The following is a 16245-nucleotide window of genomic DNA, read 5'->3' as shown; positions in this document are numbered from 1 at the left end:
GGACGGAGACGGGCCGGGCAGCCCCTCGTCCTTTCGGAGGAGGATCGCCCGCTCCGGGCATGCTTCGATGGAGGCATGCAGAGGAACGACGGCGGGACGGTACTGCGCTGGGTGCGCGAGCACCGCCCGCTCGTCGACGCCGTCGGCATCGCCGCGATCAGCGCGCTCGCGGCCGCCATGGGGCTGAACCAGGTCTGGGACGCGCTCAGCGTGCTGCCGGAGCCGGTCTCGCCGTGGTGGGGCTTCGTCGTCTCGATCCCCGCCTTCATCGCGGTGGCGCTCAAGCAGCGGATGCCTCGCACAGGACTCGCCGTCGCCGCGACGATCAGCGTTCTCTCGCTCTTCACCGTCGGCGGCCTCGGCGCGCTCCTGGCGCTGCTCGACCTGCTCTGGCTCGTGACGGTGCGGGCGACGCCCGCGGCCCGGCAGCGCATCCTCATCGGCTGCGGCATCGTCACGGCGGCGTTCACCGTGCTCACCCTCGCGGCGACCGGCGAGCTGCGCATCGCCCTCCTCGTCGGCCTGCAGCTCGGCGCGCTGCTCGGAACGGACTACTGGTGGGCGACGGCGGTGGCCCAGGCGAACGAGCTCGCCGAGCTGCACCGGCGCGAGGCCGCCGAACTCGTGCGGCACGCCGAGCGCGACCGCGACACCGCGCTGCAGCACGAGCGCGACGCGATGGCCCGAGAACTGCACGACCTCGTCGCCGGGCACGTCTCGGCGATGGCGATCCGCGCGGAGGCGGCGCTCTCGGTCCCGCCCGACGCCGGGGGAGACCGGGCGGCGCTCCGGGCCGTGCGCGACTCGAGCCTCGAGGCGCACGAGGCGCTCCGTTCGATGATCACCGTGCTCCGGGCCGGCGGCGGTGAGCTCGTCGTGCCGCCGCGGCTCGACCGGGTGGCCGACTACGTCGACGCGGCGCGCCGCTCGGGACTCGAGGTCCGCTTCGACGGCGCCGCTGCGACCGAGCTGCCCGCGCCCGTCGAACAGCTCGCCGCGCGGGTCGTGCAGGAAGGACTCGCGAACTGCGTGCGTCACGCCGCAGGCGGTCGCGTGGCGGTCTCGATCGAGACGGACGCGGGCGGCGTGCTCGTGCGAGTCGACTCGCGGGACGGCCGCCCGCTGGAACGACCGAGCCTGCCGGGCAACGGCTCCGGCCTCGCCATGCTCGCCGAGCGGGTGCGCGCGCTCGGCGGGCGCTTCGACGCCGGACCGGTGGGCGCCGGCTGGTCGGTGCGCGCCGCCCTCCCGCTGGAGCCCGCGGCATGAGCGCGCCACGGGTGCTCCTCGTCGACGACCACGGCGCGATCCGCGAGGCGCTGCGGATCATGCTCGAGTCGCACGGCCTCGTCGTCGTCGGCGAGGCCGCGGACGGCGAGACCGCGGTGCGCAACGCGACCGCGCTGCGCCCCGACGTCGTGCTCATGGATCTTCGGATGCCCGGCATGGGCGGGGTCGCCGCCACTCGGGAGATCCAGGCGCAGGGGCTCGCCGACGTGCTCGTGCTCACGAGCTTCGACGAGGACGAGCTCGTGTTCGGCGCCATCCGCGCCGGCGCGGCCGGGTTCCTGCTGAAGACGGCGGACGCCGCGACCCTCGTCGACGCGGTGCGCCGAGTCGCGGCGGGGGAGGGCATGCTCGATCCGCGGGTCACCCGGCGGGCGCTCGCCGCGCTCGCCGGAGCCGGGGCGGAGGGCCGGCCGGGGGACGGCGGCGAGCGGAGCCGCGCGGATGCGCCGGCCCGGGGCATCCCCGACGCCGCCGGCCTGACCGGCCGGGAGCGCGACGTGCTCGACGGCATGGCGCTCGGCCGTTCCAACGCCGAGCTCGCCGAGGCACTCGGCATCTCCGTGCCCACCGTGAAGACCCATGTCTCGAACGTGCTCGCGAAGCTCGGCGCCCGCAGCCGGAGCCACGCCGTCGCCATCGCGCGCGGGCTCGACGCCGGCCGCTGAGACCCGTTCGGCGACGCCCCGCGGACGGCCTCCGACGGTCGTTCCGACGGGGCATCCGGCCTTCCCAGCTCGGGTACGGCAGACTAGAGGGCGCGCGATCGCGCCCACGACGTTTCCAGGAGACCCCATGAGCGACCACGACGACGAGTTCGAGGCCCACGACGACGACCTCGCCGAGCGCCTCGCCGACGTCGACGACGACCTTGCCGAGCAGCGGGCCGCCGCGCTTCGCAGCGGCCTCGACGACTACGAGCTCGACGAGGAGGACCTCGACCTGCTCGAGCTCTCCGAGGAGGGTGAGGACGGCGTCCACTACCTCCCGGCGCTGCCGGTCATCGCCATCGTCGGCCGCCCGAACGTCGGCAAGTCGGCGCTCGTGAACCGTATCCTCGGCCGCCGCGAGGCCGTCGTCGAGGACACCCCCGGCGTCACCCGCGACCGCGTCTCGTACAAGGGCGAGTGGCTCGACCGCCGCTTCACCCTCGTCGACACCGGCGGGTGGGAGCCCGACGCCAAGGGCATCGACGCCTCCGTCGCCGCACAGGCGGAGGTCGCGATCGACCTCAGCGACGTGGTGCTCTTCGTCGTCGACGCGACCGTCGGCGCCACCTCGACCGACGAGCACGTCGTGCGCCTGCTGCGCAAGACGAAGAAGCCCGTCTTCCTCGTGGCGAACAAGGTGGACGACGCCCGCCAGGAGCCCGAGGCCGCCGCGCTGTGGAACCTCGGCCTCGGCGAACCGCACCCCGTCTCCGCCCTGCACGGCCGCGGCGTCGCCGACCTCCTCGAGTCGGTCTTCAAGGTGCTGCCCGAGGTCTCGGCCGTCGCGAAGCAGGAGATCGGCGGCCCCCGCCGCGTGGCGATCGTCGGCCGCCCGAACGTCGGCAAGTCGAGCCTGCTGAACAAGACCGCGCGCGAGGAGCGCGTCGTCGTCAACGAGCTCGCCGGCACCACGCGCGACCCGGTCGACGAGCAGATCGAGCTCGCCGGCAAGGTGTGGCGCTTCGTCGACACCGCCGGGATCCGCCGTCGCGTGCACCTGCAGCAGGGCGCCGACTTCTACGCCTCGCTCCGCACCCAGGCCGCGCTCGAGAAGGCGGAGGTCGCGATCGTCGTGCTCGACGTCTCGCAGCCAATCTCGGAGCAGGACGTGCGCATCATCGACCTCGTGCTCGAATCGGGCCGCGCGCTCGTGCTCGCCTACAACAAGTGGGACCTGCTCGACGACGACCGCCGCCGCTACCTCGAGCGCGAGATCGAGCAGGACCTGCACCACGTCGCGTGGGCGCCCCGCGTCAACATCTCGGCGCGCACCGGCCGCCACCTCGAGAAGCTCGTGCCCGCCCTCGAGACCGCGCTCGAGTCGTGGGACACCCGTATTCCGACGGGCAAGTTCAACGCCTTCCTCACCGAGCTCACGCAGGAGCACCCGCACCCGGTGCGCGGCGGCAAGCAGCCGCGCATCCTGTTCGGTACCCAGGTCTCGACCCGGCCGCCGACCTTCGTGCTGTTCACGACCGGCTTCCTCGACCCGGGCTACCGCCGGTTCATCCAGCGGCGCCTGCGCGAGATCTACGGCTTCGAGGGCAGCCCGATCGTCGTGAACATGCGGGTGCGGGAGAAGCGCCAGCGGCGCTGAGCCGCAGCGCTGCTCGCGGTCGCTGCTGCGTCGTCTCGCCGATGGAACTCACGGTTCGGGTGAAGCCGGGCAGCCGCAAGGGTCCGCTCGTGGAGCCGTCGCCGGAGGATCCGGCGGCGGCGCTCACGGTGTTCGTGCGCGAGCGGGCGGTGGACGGCGCGGCGAACGCCGGCGTGATCCAGGCGCTCGCCGCGCACTTCGGCGTGCCGCGGCGCGATGTCGTGATCGTGCGCGGCGAGACGTCGCGCATCAAACGGGTGCGGATCGAGGAGCGCTGACCGTGCGGATGCCGCAGGGGTTCAGAACTCGAGCTGCATGACCGCGCGGCTCGGCGAGGGGCGGCCCACCTCGGCGAAGCCGGCCCCCGCGAACATCGACACCGTGCCGTGGAAGAGCTCGGCGGCCGACACCGTGCTCTTCGCGCTCGGGTCGACGGCGTACGCCTCCAGCACCCGGGCGCCGTGCTCGCGCGCGTACGCGACGGCCGCCTCGGCGAGGGCGGCCCCGACTCCGCGACGGCGGTGCGCACGGGGGACCACGAAGCAGCTCACGGCCCACACGCTCTCGTCGGCGAGCTCCGGCTGCGCCGTGCCGTTGCGGACGAGCGTGCTTCGCGCGACACGGGAGAGCGCCGGTCGCGGCTCGACCGCGCACCAGCCGACGGGGGTCTCGCCGTCGTAGGCGAGCAGGCCGGGCCCGGGGCCGTCGTCGGCGAGCTGGGCTTCGAGTCGGTCGTGCAGCGTCTCGGTGCCGACCTCGCGCCAGTCCCGGCCGGGGATCTTGTACCACTGGCACCAGCAGGTGGCGGGGTCGCCCTTGGTGCCGAACACCGCCTCGACGTCGGCGAAGGGCGCCTCGTCGGCGGGGATGACGGTGAGGCTCGGATGCGTCGTCGGAATCACGGTGGCCATGCCGTCACGCTAGCGGGTGGGTCCGACGGCGCGGATATCGTGAAGTCAGGTAATGATGTAGTACCTTCATGGTATGAACGTCACGATCCTCGACCGGCTGCTGCAGATCGGCGAGCTCTTCCAGCACGACATGGCCCGAGCGTTCGCCGGCACCGGCCTCACCAGCGCCCGCGTGCGCGTGCTCTGGGTGCTCCAGCACAGCGGGCCGATGACGCAGCAGGCGCTCGCGTCGGCGCTCGAAGTCAGCCCGAGGAACGTCACCGGGCTCGTGGATGCGCTCGAGGCATCCGGCCACGTCCACCGCGCACCGCACCCGAACGACCGTCGGGCGGTGCTCGTCGAGCTCAGTGCGACGGCCGAGCAGACGATGGCGCAGATGCAGCGCGACCACGCCGCACTGTCGGCGACGCTGCTCGACGCCGTCGATCCGGGGGAGCGGGCCGCGGTGGAGCGCGGCGTCGCGGCGATCGCCGACCGCCTGGCCGTGCTCGTCGCCGAGGCGCGGGAGGCGGAGTCGTGAGCGGGTCGGAGGCCGGCGAGCGAATCACCGCCCCGTCGAACCGTTCCTCGATCCTGGCTCGCACTGGCGGCGTGCTGAAGCGCGCGCTCATGCTGGAGCTGCGGGTGTACGAGAGCCTCTGGCGCTTCCTTGCGCGACGCCCGGCGATCGCGCCCGGTGCGGTCGGCGTCGGCTACCACAAGCCCGTGCTGACGGTGCTCTGGATCTTCATCGTGCTCTCGGCCGTCGAGATCCCGATCATCGACCTGATCGTGCACCGCTGGCCGCCCGTGCGCATCGCGATGCTCGTGCTCGGCGTCTGGGGCGTGACGTGGATGCTCGGGCTGCTCTGCGCGATGCTGACGCGCCCGCACACCGTCGGCCTGGAGGGGATCCGGGTGCGGCAGGGGCTCGAGCTCGACGTAGCCCTCGGCTGGGACGACATCGCCTCCGTCGCGATCACGAAGCACGTCGACGAACCGAAGTCGCCGCGTGTGGCCGACGGCGTGCTCGCGGTGCGGCAGCAGGACGAGACCAACCTGGAGCTCGTGCTCGAACGGCCCACGACGGTGCGGCTCCCGGGGCCCGCACCGCGCGGCGGCGCCCACGAGGTCGAGGTGGTACGGTTCTGGGCCGACGATCCGCGAGCGGTGCTGGACGCGGCGCGGCCGTTCCTCGTGGGGGAGCCGGCGGTGCGGCGCGACTGAGTCGCGCCGGTTCGCGCTCACGCCGGATGCCTCCGCCGGGTGTGCACGAAGGGGCCTCCGGAACCCGCTATGATGGTCAAGTTGCCTCGGCGGAATCGCCGGAGCATCGGGCTGTGGCGCAGCTTGGTAGCGCACTTGACTGGGGGTCAAGGGGTCGCAGGTTCAAATCCTGTCAGCCCGACCGAAAGGTCCCGGAAACTCAAGGGTTTCCGGGACTTTTTCTGTAGGTGGATGTGGTTCGGTCATCGAAAACCCATCACTCTGACGCCCTCGCGGCCCTTGTGGGCCGCCGCGCTCCGGTAGGGGAGCGACCGTGCCGGTTGCTCCCGATCCGTGGGTGGGAGCGAGTCGCACCTGTTCGATATGGACACCGAACACAGCCCGACCGACAACTCCTGGGCCCTGGAGCCGCTGCTCGACGTCGGCGAGCTCGCCGCGTACCTGGGCGTGCCCGTCTCCACCGTCTACGACTGGCGCACCCGTGGCCTAGGTCCGCGAGCGTATCGCTTCAGGAAGCATCTGGAGTTCGCGCTCTCGGACGTGCGGATCTGAATCGAGCAGCAGCGCGACGCACCTGCCGCGGGCCAGAAGTGACGCGATGAGCTGGCAACGCCTGACCATCGGTACCTTCGGCGACGTCGGCTTCCTCACGAGCCCGAATGGACGCGTCGTCGCGCGTGCCCGCTACCGCGACTGGGATGGCAAGACTCGGCTCGTCCAAGCAACCGGGGACACACGGAAGTCCGCCGAGCGTGCGCTGAAGGCTAAGCTCGCCGACCGGATCCTCTTCCAGCCGTCGTCCTCGGCGCTCACCCCGGACAGCCCGTTCCCCGACCTGGTCGCGTACTGGCTCGAAGACTTCGCACTCGAAAACCGCCTGTCGAAGCGCACCCTGCAGCTGTATGAGCGAAACATTCAGACCCTCGTCATGCCCGCCTTCGGGAACCTGACCCTGCGGGAGATCGGTGTCGCCCGCTGCGACCACTTCCTCAAGCAACTCGCGAAGCAGAGTTACAACCGTGCCAAGCAGGCCCGCGTCGTGCTCCGGCTCGCGCTCGGTCTCGCCGTCAGGCATGAGGTGCTGCCGCGGAACCCTATGGACCACGTCTCGCGGCTACACTGTCCGGCGTCGACGCCGAATGCGCTGACGCCTGCGGAGGTGAATGCGATCCGCACGGCGATCGCGTTCTGGGAGGCCGGGCGCTCGATCTCCGGACCGAAGCCCGACGGACAGCTCGGCGCGATCGTCGAGGCCATGCTCGGAACCTCCGCCCGCATCGGCGAGGTCCTCGCCATCCGTTGCCGCGACATCGACGTCACCAGCCCGACTCCGTCCATCCGGATCACCGGCACGAGCGTCAGCCACCGCGGCGAGGCGACCACGCAGCAGGACCACCCGAAGACAGCCAAGTCGCGGAGGACGTGTCGATCCCGTCGTTCACCGCAGAAGCTGTGAGGCGGCGCCTGACACGCCTGGAAAAATCCTCGCTCGACGCCCTGTTGTTCTGCAGCCGCGAGGGAACTCCGCTGACCACGAACAACGTGCGCCGTCAGCTTCGGCACGTGCTGGACCTTGCGGGAATCACCGGGGTGACCCCGCACATGTTCCGCCGCACCGTCGCGACCGCGATCAATGAACAGGCCGGCGTCGAACTCGCTGCCGAACTACTCGGCTACACGGGCCCGAGAATCACGATCCAGCACTATATTTGCCGCAGCGAGATGGTGAACCCGGTCACCGCGAGATGCTGGAGCGGGCGTTCTCGAAGGACTAGTGCTCGGTGATCGAGCGACGGGATCGCCACAGGTGCGGGCTGCCTGTGGCGATCCCCGTCGGCTGGAGGTGGCGCCCTCTATGCGCGTGAGTCGGGCTTGACGCGCTGTGTTTGAAAGACGGATAGGTTATGGAATCCGGCGCGGCTCGGTGTCTCTCAGAAGACGAGCAAAGGTGGATCGCATCATCGGTGAGTTGAAGCTCGCCGGCGAGGAGCCGATGGTGGTCATCGATGTCCGTACCGACAACAAGCCATGGGCCTCGAAGGCGTGATTCGAAGCCCGGCTGTCTCATCACCAATAGATTGCGATGATCTCCGTATCGAGAAGCCGTTCAACCGGTCGAATGGGCGGAGGATTCGATCCTGACCGGCTCGTAGTGTCGATCGCGAATGAGGGGAACAGCTCCAGTCCAGCACTTGCGCGACACTCTTGCCGGACTTTCAAATCGCGCTTTGGCTTTGGAGCAACTATTTCGAAGCGCGCCACAATCAGATCGCGGATCTCGTCGAATGCTCTGCGCTGCATCGACGCGTCCGTCGCGCCGCCTACGAACTTCGACTTGAGCCTGGCGAGGGCTACCTGATCGTCGTCCTTCCAGTCTGCGTCTTCGGGTAGCAACGCGGTCTTGTATGCCTCGAGCGCTTTGTCGAACGCGATCTGCTGCCCCAGTTGGGAGCCTGTTGCCGAATCGGACGCTGTGGGCGAGCGGATCGCGTTTATCTGGTCGACGAAGCCCGGGGCGACCTCGCTGAAGAGGTCCGCTAGCTTCACGGGCGTCCAGGAGTTCTGGATGTTGTCTCGAGCAACGCGAGCCAAGATAGTGAATCGTGCTCCGGAGAAGAGGACGCGACGAATGTCTTTCCAATAGCCGATGTGCTCGGTAACTCCCGCGATGTGTAGTGGATGCGTGTCCACTTCGAGCCCCTCGATCGAAGTCTTGTGCACGATGTACTCGCACCCCTCAACCTCGACAACGACGTGATTCGTCGCCGTCGCCTTGATCGGGATGAGGCCCGCAAGGAAACGGTCGAGCACCCTCATGATCGGCTCGCTGTCGCGAAGAAACCCTAGGAGGCCACCCGAGCCAAACATGGCTGGGAACTCGTCGGCCATGGCAGACCACTCTGTCATCATCGATCCGAGCTTGAAGACCGGGTCGACCGCAAGCGTCACGTCGACCTCGATCAACGTACCCCGCATGAAGGAATAGCCGGCCTCTACTGCACGAGGGTTGTTGATTGTGGCGATGGACGGGACGTCGTTGATGCGGGTTGGCGGGTCCCCATCCTCGGAGAGCTTAAAGTCCAGCGGCAGCTCTCTCAGCTCTTTGAACAGCGTCTGAATGACGGCCTTACGTGAGCTCTGCGTGCTGTTGCTATTGCTCGTCTGATAGCGGGTGGATGAGTCCAGTTGAGCAGTTCCACCTACTAGTTCAGAGCCTAGTTTCGTGCCAACCGATCCACTCAGCTCTGCCTCGTCAGCTCGAGAGATCGCCTGAGACACCTCATGCGGGATGGTTGCGTTCTGCGATACCAGGAGGCTGTGAAGGCTGACCGCATCGAGATAGACGAACTCGCGCAGCGGTCGGCGGTTCTTTGTCTCGTTGGCGGCCTCGTGCAGGCGCCTGTCAGACCGCCATGCCTTGAACGAAGTCAGCGGATGCCGAATCCACGACCTACGTGACACGATCACTTCCTTCCGCCCGCACGCGGGTTGGCCTTGTGCGCACGCGCTCAAATGCGAGTGCGAGGTCCTCATCGGCAATTGCCTTGCGCCCATCGCCTGCCGCGACTAGGGCAGCCTCAGTCCAGATAGCCGTCAACATTGCGCCAGACCAGCCATCGGTCAGCTTTGCGAGGTCCTCGAGCGGCAGCGGATCTACCGTTGTCAGCCGCGCGGCGCGCACTTGGAGGATCTTGTAGCGGTCTTCGACGGTGGGAAGGGGGAAGTCAATCTCCCAGTCGAATCGGCCTGGTCGCAACAACGCCTCATCGATGTCCTCGACTCGGTTGGTCGCGGCGATCACGATGACGTTGCTCTCTGCTTCGAATCCATCGAGCAGGGTCAGTAGCTGCGCCACGACGCGCTTGGACTCTCCGTTGGAGTCGTTTGTACGGCGGCCGGCGATGCTATCGATCTCGTCGAAGAAGATGATGGCGCGCTCTTGCTTGGCCGCCTCTTCGAACAGTCGACGTAGTGTCTCTTCGCTGTCGCCGACCCACTTGCTGACGATTGAGGGACCGCTCACCAAGTAGAACTTCGCGCGAGACACCTGAGCGATGATGCGGGCGAGGTGCGTCTTCCCTGTGCCGGGCGCCCCCGTGAAGATAACGCCCTTCACGGGCTTGGCGCCAATCGCCTTCAATTCTTCGGCGCGGTCGAGCTGTGTCTCGATGAGCTCCTTCGCTCGCGAGACGACGTCCTCGTATCCGCCGAATGAATCGAAGGAGAGCCCATTCTCCGAAGGGTCGATGACATACTCGTGTAAGTCGTCGTCTACGCCAGCATCTCGATAGCGAAGAGGCGTGTCCGAAATCACCCTTACTATGCCGTCAATATCGTTGTATTCGACGGTGTTCCCCACGGCGACCTCGACTGATGGCTTGCCCTTCAACACACGTATTACAGCGCCACCTTCGAGTGCGACACCGTCATCAAGCAACTTTCGGATCACACCGACCGAGCCGTCCTCCGGCCAGACGGTGTCAGGTGCCGGGTACCATCGCCCCTCTGTGGTGAAGATGATGTCGCCACGAGAGAGCCCCACTGGTTCGGGCAACGAGAACCGCGCACTGCCCCCATTGGTGAGCCTCCCAAAGAAGACGTATCCGTCCTCGATGACGTCAATGACCTTGATGAACTGGCCGTCGTCGCGGCTTGCGTACTCGGCGTCTGTCACTCACTTCCTCCGTTGATGACGTCGGTTGTGCTCTCAGGCTACTGGGTTACGGCGACATGGCTGGCTAGTAGGCCAGCGCCACGTGTCGGTAGTTCGAGGCCGCGATCGGGGCGGGAGCGCTCGCGAGGTCGGGGCTGTCATTGCGCGGACGAAACGAGGCGTGCGTAGCTTCTAGCGTGCGTATACCCCGCCCGATGCTTTGCGCAATCGGCGCTCCCTGTGCGCACGACCGCCAACGCTTCGCCGGGTCGAGGCTTCCGAACGCGCTGAGCCGTCTGTCAACCTCCCGAACCTGAACGAATCCACGCAGCTTGACATAGCGCGCGCTGACCACGTTGGTGACAAGAGAGCTTCCGAAGGGCCGTCTCAAGCCGGTGGTCCTCCACGGAATGTCCCCATGAGAACCGCAAAAACACATGGATTCTCAGTGATTCGCCACTCCATCCGGATCCCGCTCGAACCCGTCACCTGTCCTTGGCGCGAGTCCGAAGCCCGACTCATCAGCAACCCACCTAAATCACCCGCCACGACCCGCCACCAACCGACTACGCTCGTGCCAAGCGAACCGCTCGGTTCCCAGTAGCACAAGGGAATCCGCGAGTTCCCGAGACGATCGGCGGAGATCGGAAATCGACCGGATCCTCCAAGCGGTCGCAGGTTCAAATCCTGTCAGCCCGACCAGAAAGCAGCGGAGACTCAAGAGTCTCCGCGGTTTTTTCGTTGGCGAGGTTCGACCTGACATCCGGCGACCAGGTGCACGATCTCGAAGCGGGCCGAGGGCGATCCGAGCAGGGGACTCGGCCCCGTGCTCGCCCGGCGAGGGCCGTGTTCCGCTCGAGCACGGTACCGTGGCGATATGCGTCCAATGCCGCTCGAGCCGTCGGGTCGATCGATCTCCATCGGGCCGCGCGTGCGCGAGGCGAGGATCGAACGGGGGCTGACGATCGAAGAGGTCGCCCGCGTCGCCGGGCTCACCAAGGGGTTCCTCTCTCGAATCGAACGCGACATCGTCTCGCCGAGCGTGAGCACGCTCGTCTCGCTGTGCGAGGTACTGTCGATCTCGGTGGGCTCGCTGTTCACCGAGCCGGAGGTCAAGTTCGTGGCGGCCGGCACCGGGCCTCGCGTCAATCTCGGCGGGATCGACACCGAGGAGCGTCTGGTGACCCCTCGTGAAGAGGCGCGCGTCCAGATGCTGCGGTCCGTCATCTCATCGGAAGGGCGAGGCGCGACCGACCTGTATGCGGTGGCCGCCGATGTCGACGTCCTGCACGTGCTTCGGGGCCGCGTCCGCGTGGAGTTCACCGCCGAGCAGGCGTGGGAACTCGGACCGGGCGACACCCTGACCTTCAACGGACATGAGCCGCACAACTGGAGCGTCATCGGCGACGAGGCAGAAGTGATCTGGGTGCTCGTCCCCGCCATCTGGAGCACCTGACCCGTGGACTGACGTTCCTCGCCGCCTCCGCGTTCAGCGGGGCGGCGCGGTTCGGCGTACCGGGATTCGATCTTGACAGCCGAGGGCGCGAGGGATTACCTTCATCGCAAGTTGCAGTATGAAAAACATCTGTTGCTTGTTAAGCACCTAGACCACGAGGTGTGCTCACCACGACGCTGCACTCCAGCGTGCTCCCATTCGCCACACCTCACCCCCGGAGGAGCAATGTCGCTCTTTTCTCGTCTCAACTCGCAGTTGGAGACGCAATCCGACCAGGCCGGCCCGGTGCGCGGCACCCTGTCGCTCGCGCGGATCGGACTCATCTGGCTCGCCGCGAACTTCGTCGTGACGACCCTGCTGACCGGAACGTTCTTCATCCCCGCCATCGACTTCGCCTCGGCGACGACGCTGATCGTCATCGGCACGATCGTCGGTGCCGTCGTCCTCGTGCTCGTGGGCTACATCGGAACTCGAACCGGTCTTCCGACCATGGCGCTCACTCGTGGCGCGTTCGGCATCCGCGGCAGCCTGCTCCCCTCGCTCGCCAACGTCTTCTCGCTGATGGGCTGGGTCTGGGTGCAGGCGATGCTCGCCGGCATCACGGTCGACTACATCGTGGCGACCTACACGGGGTACTCGAACCCGGTGCTCTTCTCGGCGCTCAGCCAGACCCTCGCCGTGATCCTCGCGATCTTCGGGCACGAGGGCATCGCCCGGATCGAGCCGTGGCTCGCCGCCGTGATGCTCGGCTTCGCGGCGTGGATCTTCACCACCGCGTTCACCGAGTTCACTCCCGCGGACTACCAGGCGATCCCCGTCGACCTCGACCTCGGCTTCACCCCGGCGATCGTCCTCGACATCGTCATCGCCACCGCGATCGCGTGGACGGTGCTCGCGGCCGACATCAATAGGCACGCACGGAATGGGCGCGCCAGCGTCGTCGGCTCCGGCGTCGGATACACCATCTCCACCATCATCGCGATGATGCTCGGCGCGACGGCGACCGGGTACCTGCTGCTCACCGGCGCGGACGCCATCCCGTTCGACCCCGCGCCGATCGTGGCCGCGTTCGGCATCCCGCTCGCCGTGGTCATCTTCGTCTCGGTCATGGCGACCAATGTGGTCGCGCTGTACGGGATCACGACCTCGGCGATCAATGCCGCCCCGCGGGGGAGGATCCGGTTCCTGCCCGCCGTCCTCGTGCTCGGCGCGATCTCCATCGCCGGCTCGACCTGGCTCGGACTGCTGGGGCAGTTCACCACGTTCTTGACCATGATCGGCGCGTTCTTCGTTCCGGTCTTCGCGATCATGATCGTCGACTACTTCATCATCAAGCGACGCAACTACACGACGGACATGCTCCGAGCCGAAGGCGGCCGCTACTGGTACACGCGCGGCGTCAACTGGATCGCAATCGTGGTCTGGGCGATCGGCGCCGCGGTGTCGTACCTGCTCGCGTACGTCTGGCACAGCCCCACCGGCGCCACGATCCCGGCGTTCGTGCTCACGTTCTTCCTGTATCTCATCGCGATGCTGCCCGAGCGTCGACGCACGGCGCCCGAGCCCTACGAGCACCTCGCCGACGCGGCGGCCGAGCGCGATGCGGCGCTGGAGACGGAGGTGGGACGATGACGGGCATGCGCGACCTCAGCCACGTCATCCGAGCGGGGATGCCGGTCTACCCGGGCGACCCCGCGGTCGAGTTCGCCACGACCGCGCGCATCGAGACCGAGGGGGTCGAAGTGACGTCGCTGACGCTCAGCACCCACTCGGGCACCCACCTCGATGCCCCATCGCACAGCGTCCGCGGCGGTCGGACCGTCGCGCAGATCTCACTCGAGGAACTGCGCGGTCCAGCGCTGCTCGTCCGCATGCCCGGGCTCGCACCGCGGGCGGAGATCACGGTCGCGGGCATCGAGCGGGCCCTCGGAGCTCCACTGCCCGCCGTGCTTCCGGCGATCGTCGTCATCGAGACGGGCTGGGCCCAGCACTACGGCACCGACGCCGCATTCCGGCACCCGGGCCTGACGCCTGATGCTGCGCGAGCACTCCTCGCGCGCGGGATGCGGGTGCTCTGCGTCGACACCTTCAGCCCGGACCTGACGGAGGACGGCGGAACGCACTTCCCCGTCCACGATCTCGTCCTCGGCGCCGATGGCGCGATCGTCGAGAACCTCTGCAACCTCGAGGGCCTCCCGCGGCACCTCGAGGTCGAGATCGTTCCGCTCCCGATCGACGCCGACGGAGCGCCCGCGCGCATCATCGCCCGCGACGCGGGCTGACGCGCGACCTCTGGGCCCACGGGGATGAGGCCCCTTCGCCGGCATCCTGGCTGCGCCGTTCCGGGCGCGACGGGGGAGTGGCAGGGCGGCCTCATTCTCAAGCTCGAGCGCGAAGTGATCTGGACTCCCGCTCGCTACGCTGGAGCGCATGCACGCGGACGTCGTTCTTCTGACCGGTTCGCCAGGGTCCGGCAAGACCACGACGGCGCGGAGCCTGGCAGCCGGGTATCCGTTGGCGGCGCATCTGCACACCGACGACTTCTGGCATGTGATCGTGTCGGGCGGTGTTGCTCCCTACCTGCCGGAGGCCGACGCGCAGAACCAGACGGTGATGGCGGCGATCCAGCAGACCGCCTGGACCTACGCCGCAGGCGGTTTCACGACGGTCGTCGACGGGATCATCGGACCGTGGATGCTTTCGCACTTCCGCCGGCGGGGCGCCGATGAGGAGCCGGTGCGGCCTCGGTTGCACTACATCGTCTTGCGTCCAAGCCGCGAAGAAGCCGTGCGGCGCGCGCAGGCGCGGACCGCTCCCGACGCGCTGGTCGACGAAGCGATAGTGACCGCGATGTGGGATCAGTTCGCTGACTTGGGCCCGCTCGAGCCGCACGTCATCGACACCACTGCGCAGCGGCCGCACGAAACGCTTGCAGCAGTACAGCAGGCCGTCGCCGGCGGCCGGTTCCTGCTCACAGATCCCTGAGTCCGCGTTCCGTCCGCACCGCGGAGGGCCGGCGGGCCGGTTGGCTGCTGCTCGATGCAGTCCGCCCGGCTGACGCGCCTTTGCGAGCTCAACGGTGTCGCCGGGGTGCGTCGCTGCCGAGGCATCCGGCAGGGTCTCAGGCGGGATCGGATGCCGGGACGAACGCGGAGACCGGTGCGGCCTTGCCCCAGGCGTACATCGCATCGAGCACGGGCCGAAGGCTCCGACCGAGATCGGTGAGCTCGTAGACGACCCGCGGAGGAATCTCAGGGAACGCGGTGCGCGTGAGGAGCCCGCGCGACTCGAAGAGCCGCAGGCGGTTGGTCAGCGTGTGCGCGCTGATGCCGGGCAGGGCCTCGCGGAGCTCTCCGAACCGCTGCGGTCCGTGCAGCAACTCGCGGATGATGAGCGTCGCCCACGGGCCGTCGAACAGGAGCAGAAACCGCGCCACCCCGCAGTCGGGCAAGTCGACGTCCACCATGATTTCCAGGATAGCCCGTTAGTGCAGTTGACGTAACTGGTGCACTGGATGAACTAATGGAGACATGACCTATCTCGTACATGGAGCCACTGGAGCTCAAGGATTGCCCGTTCTCGCTGCCCTGACCGCCGCCGGGAGGGACGCCGTGGCCGCGGTCCGGAACCCGGCCGGGCTGCCGGCCGGCACCCGATCGCTCGCCGTCGATCTCGCGGACGGGGAGGCGCTCGCGCGCGCCTACGCCGGCGCGGAAGGCGTGTTCGTGCATCTGCCGATGGGCGGCGACCCGGCGGTGTCCGCGGCGCAGGTCGTGGCGATCGTGTCGGCCGTCGACACGGCGCGGCCGGCCCGGGTGGTGATCTCCACCAGCGGAGCCATCGTGGACGAGCCGGGGTCGCCCCTGCAGGCTCCGAGCACCGCACCCATTCAGCAGCTGATCCAGGGCGTTGCCGCGACCGGGGTCTCCACGGCGGTCGTCGCCCCGCGCCTGTACCTCGAGAACCTCCTGCTCCCGGTCGTCGCGGAGCCCGCTCGCTCCGAGGGCGTCCTGCGGTACCCGCTGCCCGCGGAGTACCCCGTGTCGTGGAGCTCCCACGTCGATGTCGCGGACGCCGCCGTCGAGCTCCTCACCGACGACTGGGTCGAGGGCATCGTCGCGATCGGGCACCGTCCGGGGCTCACCGGCACCGATCTTGCGGCCGGCTTCGCGCAGCACTTCGCGACGGAGGTGCGTTTCGAAGCGATCTCGCCCGACGCGTTCGGAGAGCTCATCACGCCGCTCTTCGGGGCCGCCGCGCAGCCCGTCGTCGACCTCTATCGCGCGCTGAACGCTGCTGACCAGAACGTCATCGCCGAGGACCGGAGCGCGCAGATGATGCTCGGGCTGGCGCCTCGAAGCGTCGCCGACTGGCTCGCGGCCGTCGACGCGTAGCCGGTCGTCGCGGCGCGCTCGGCCCGCCCG

General features: G+C 68.3%; 18 protein-coding genes and 1 tRNA gene. 15 read left to right on the top strand and 4 right to left on the bottom strand.

Annotation, left to right across the window (positions count from 1 at the left end):
* Window positions 1–75 precede the first annotated feature (75 nt).
* The 4 genes from MTP13_RS15575 to MTP13_RS15560 all read left to right on the top strand — a co-directional run bounded on the left by MTP13_RS15575 (window position 76) and on the right by MTP13_RS15560 (window position 3872).
* Window positions 76–1269, top strand: a complete 1194-nt coding sequence (locus MTP13_RS15575) for a sensor histidine kinase (protein ID WP_243568588.1) — start codon at window positions 76–78, stop codon at window positions 1267–1269.
* Window positions 1266–1955, top strand: coding sequence for a response regulator transcription factor (locus MTP13_RS15570; RefSeq protein WP_243568587.1), 690 nt, complete (start codon window positions 1266–1268; stop codon window positions 1953–1955). Before MTP13_RS15575 ends, MTP13_RS15570 begins: the two co-directional genes overlap by 4 nt.
* Window positions 1956–2082: 127 nt before the next feature.
* Window positions 2083–3594 (top strand): ribosome biogenesis GTPase Der, encoded by a 1512-nt coding sequence (der, locus tag MTP13_RS15565; protein WP_243568586.1) that lies wholly within the window; start codon window positions 2083–2085, stop codon window positions 3592–3594.
* Between the two features lie 41 nt (window positions 3595–3635).
* Entirely contained in the window at window positions 3636–3872 is a 237-nt protein-coding gene (locus tag MTP13_RS15560) for a DUF167 domain-containing protein (RefSeq protein ID WP_243568585.1), read from the top strand.
* Between the two features lie 21 nt (window positions 3873–3893).
* Here MTP13_RS15560 and MTP13_RS15555 read toward each other — a convergent pair whose 3' ends face one another.
* Window positions 3894–4505 (bottom strand): GNAT family N-acetyltransferase, encoded by a 612-nt coding sequence (locus MTP13_RS15555; RefSeq protein WP_243568584.1) that lies wholly within the window; start codon window positions 4503–4505, stop codon window positions 3894–3896.
* Window positions 4506–4578: 73 nt separating this feature from the next.
* On the opposite strand from MTP13_RS15555, the gene MTP13_RS15550 reads away from it, so the two are divergent.
* From MTP13_RS15550 to MTP13_RS15525, 6 genes are all read left to right on the top strand, one after another.
* A complete protein-coding gene (locus tag MTP13_RS15550) occupies window positions 4579–5025 on the top strand; it encodes a MarR family winged helix-turn-helix transcriptional regulator (RefSeq protein WP_243568583.1) in 447 nt (148 codons plus the stop codon).
* Entirely contained in the window at window positions 5022–5711 is a 690-nt protein-coding gene (locus MTP13_RS15545; protein WP_243568582.1) for a hypothetical protein, read from the top strand. The genes MTP13_RS15550 and MTP13_RS15545 overlap by 4 nt, the downstream gene beginning before the upstream one ends.
* Window positions 5712–5818: 107 nt before the next feature.
* Window positions 5819–5892, top strand: a tRNA-Pro gene (locus tag MTP13_RS15540).
* Between the two features lie 182 nt (window positions 5893–6074).
* Window positions 6075–6263, top strand: coding sequence for a helix-turn-helix domain-containing protein (locus tag MTP13_RS15535; RefSeq protein WP_243568581.1), 189 nt, complete (start codon window positions 6075–6077; stop codon window positions 6261–6263).
* A gap of 46 nt (window positions 6264–6309) precedes the next feature.
* Window positions 6310–7167 carry a tyrosine-type recombinase/integrase gene (locus tag MTP13_RS15530; RefSeq protein WP_243568580.1) on the top strand — a complete coding sequence of 286 codons (858 nt, stop codon included), beginning with the start codon at window positions 6310–6312 and terminating at the stop codon, window positions 7165–7167.
* The gene (locus tag MTP13_RS15525) at window positions 7134–7496 is read left to right on the top strand and encodes a tyrosine-type recombinase/integrase (RefSeq protein WP_243568579.1); all 363 of its coding nucleotides are present in this window, start codon (window positions 7134–7136) and stop codon (window positions 7494–7496) included. Before MTP13_RS15530 ends, MTP13_RS15525 begins: the two co-directional genes overlap by 34 nt.
* A gap of 282 nt (window positions 7497–7778) precedes the next feature.
* On the opposite strand, the gene MTP13_RS15520 is transcribed toward MTP13_RS15525, so the two are convergent.
* Both MTP13_RS15520 and MTP13_RS15515 read right to left on the bottom strand, forming a co-directional pair.
* Window positions 7779–9173, bottom strand: coding sequence for a DUF6414 family protein (locus MTP13_RS15520; protein ID WP_243568578.1), 1395 nt, complete (start codon window positions 9171–9173; stop codon window positions 7779–7781).
* The gene (locus MTP13_RS15515) at window positions 9163–10386 is read right to left on the bottom strand and encodes an AAA family ATPase (protein WP_243568577.1); all 1224 of its coding nucleotides are present in this window, start codon (window positions 10384–10386) and stop codon (window positions 9163–9165) included. Before MTP13_RS15515 ends, MTP13_RS15520 begins: the two co-directional genes overlap by 11 nt.
* An 856-nt stretch (window positions 10387–11242) precedes the next feature.
* Here MTP13_RS15515 and MTP13_RS15510 point away from each other — a divergent pair.
* The 4 genes from MTP13_RS15510 to MTP13_RS15495 all read left to right on the top strand — a co-directional run bounded on the left by MTP13_RS15510 (window position 11243) and on the right by MTP13_RS15495 (window position 14806).
* Entirely contained in the window at window positions 11243–11821 is a 579-nt protein-coding gene (locus tag MTP13_RS15510) for a helix-turn-helix domain-containing protein (RefSeq protein ID WP_243570863.1), read from the top strand.
* Window positions 11822–12076: 255 nt separating this feature from the next.
* Window positions 12077–13453, top strand: a complete 1377-nt coding sequence (locus MTP13_RS15505; protein ID WP_341680640.1) for a purine-cytosine permease family protein — start codon at window positions 12077–12079, stop codon at window positions 13451–13453.
* Window positions 13450–14103: a cyclase family protein gene (locus MTP13_RS15500; protein WP_243568575.1), complete on the top strand. Its 654-nt coding sequence runs from the start codon at window positions 13450–13452 to the stop codon at window positions 14101–14103. The genes MTP13_RS15505 and MTP13_RS15500 overlap by 4 nt, the downstream gene beginning before the upstream one ends.
* Window positions 14104–14251: 148 nt before the next feature.
* Window positions 14252–14806, top strand: a complete 555-nt coding sequence (locus MTP13_RS15495; RefSeq protein WP_243568574.1) for an AAA family ATPase — start codon at window positions 14252–14254, stop codon at window positions 14804–14806.
* Between the two features lie 136 nt (window positions 14807–14942).
* Here MTP13_RS15495 and MTP13_RS15490 read toward each other — a convergent pair whose 3' ends face one another.
* Window positions 14943–15287, bottom strand: a complete 345-nt coding sequence (locus tag MTP13_RS15490) for a winged helix-turn-helix transcriptional regulator (RefSeq protein ID WP_243568573.1) — start codon at window positions 15285–15287, stop codon at window positions 14943–14945.
* A 64-nt stretch (window positions 15288–15351) separates the two neighbouring features.
* Here MTP13_RS15490 and MTP13_RS15485 point away from each other — a divergent pair, with 64 nt between their 5' ends.
* Entirely contained in the window at window positions 15352–16215 is an 864-nt protein-coding gene (locus MTP13_RS15485; RefSeq protein WP_243568572.1) for an SDR family oxidoreductase, read from the top strand.
* The last annotated feature ends 30 nt before the right edge of the window (window positions 16216–16245 follow it).

The sequence above is a fragment of the Agromyces soli genome (genome assembly GCF_022811605.1).
Classification (GTDB): domain Bacteria; phylum Actinomycetota; class Actinomycetes; order Actinomycetales; family Microbacteriaceae; genus Agromyces; species Agromyces soli.
This window is presented reverse-complemented; position numbering and strand designations above follow the sequence as displayed.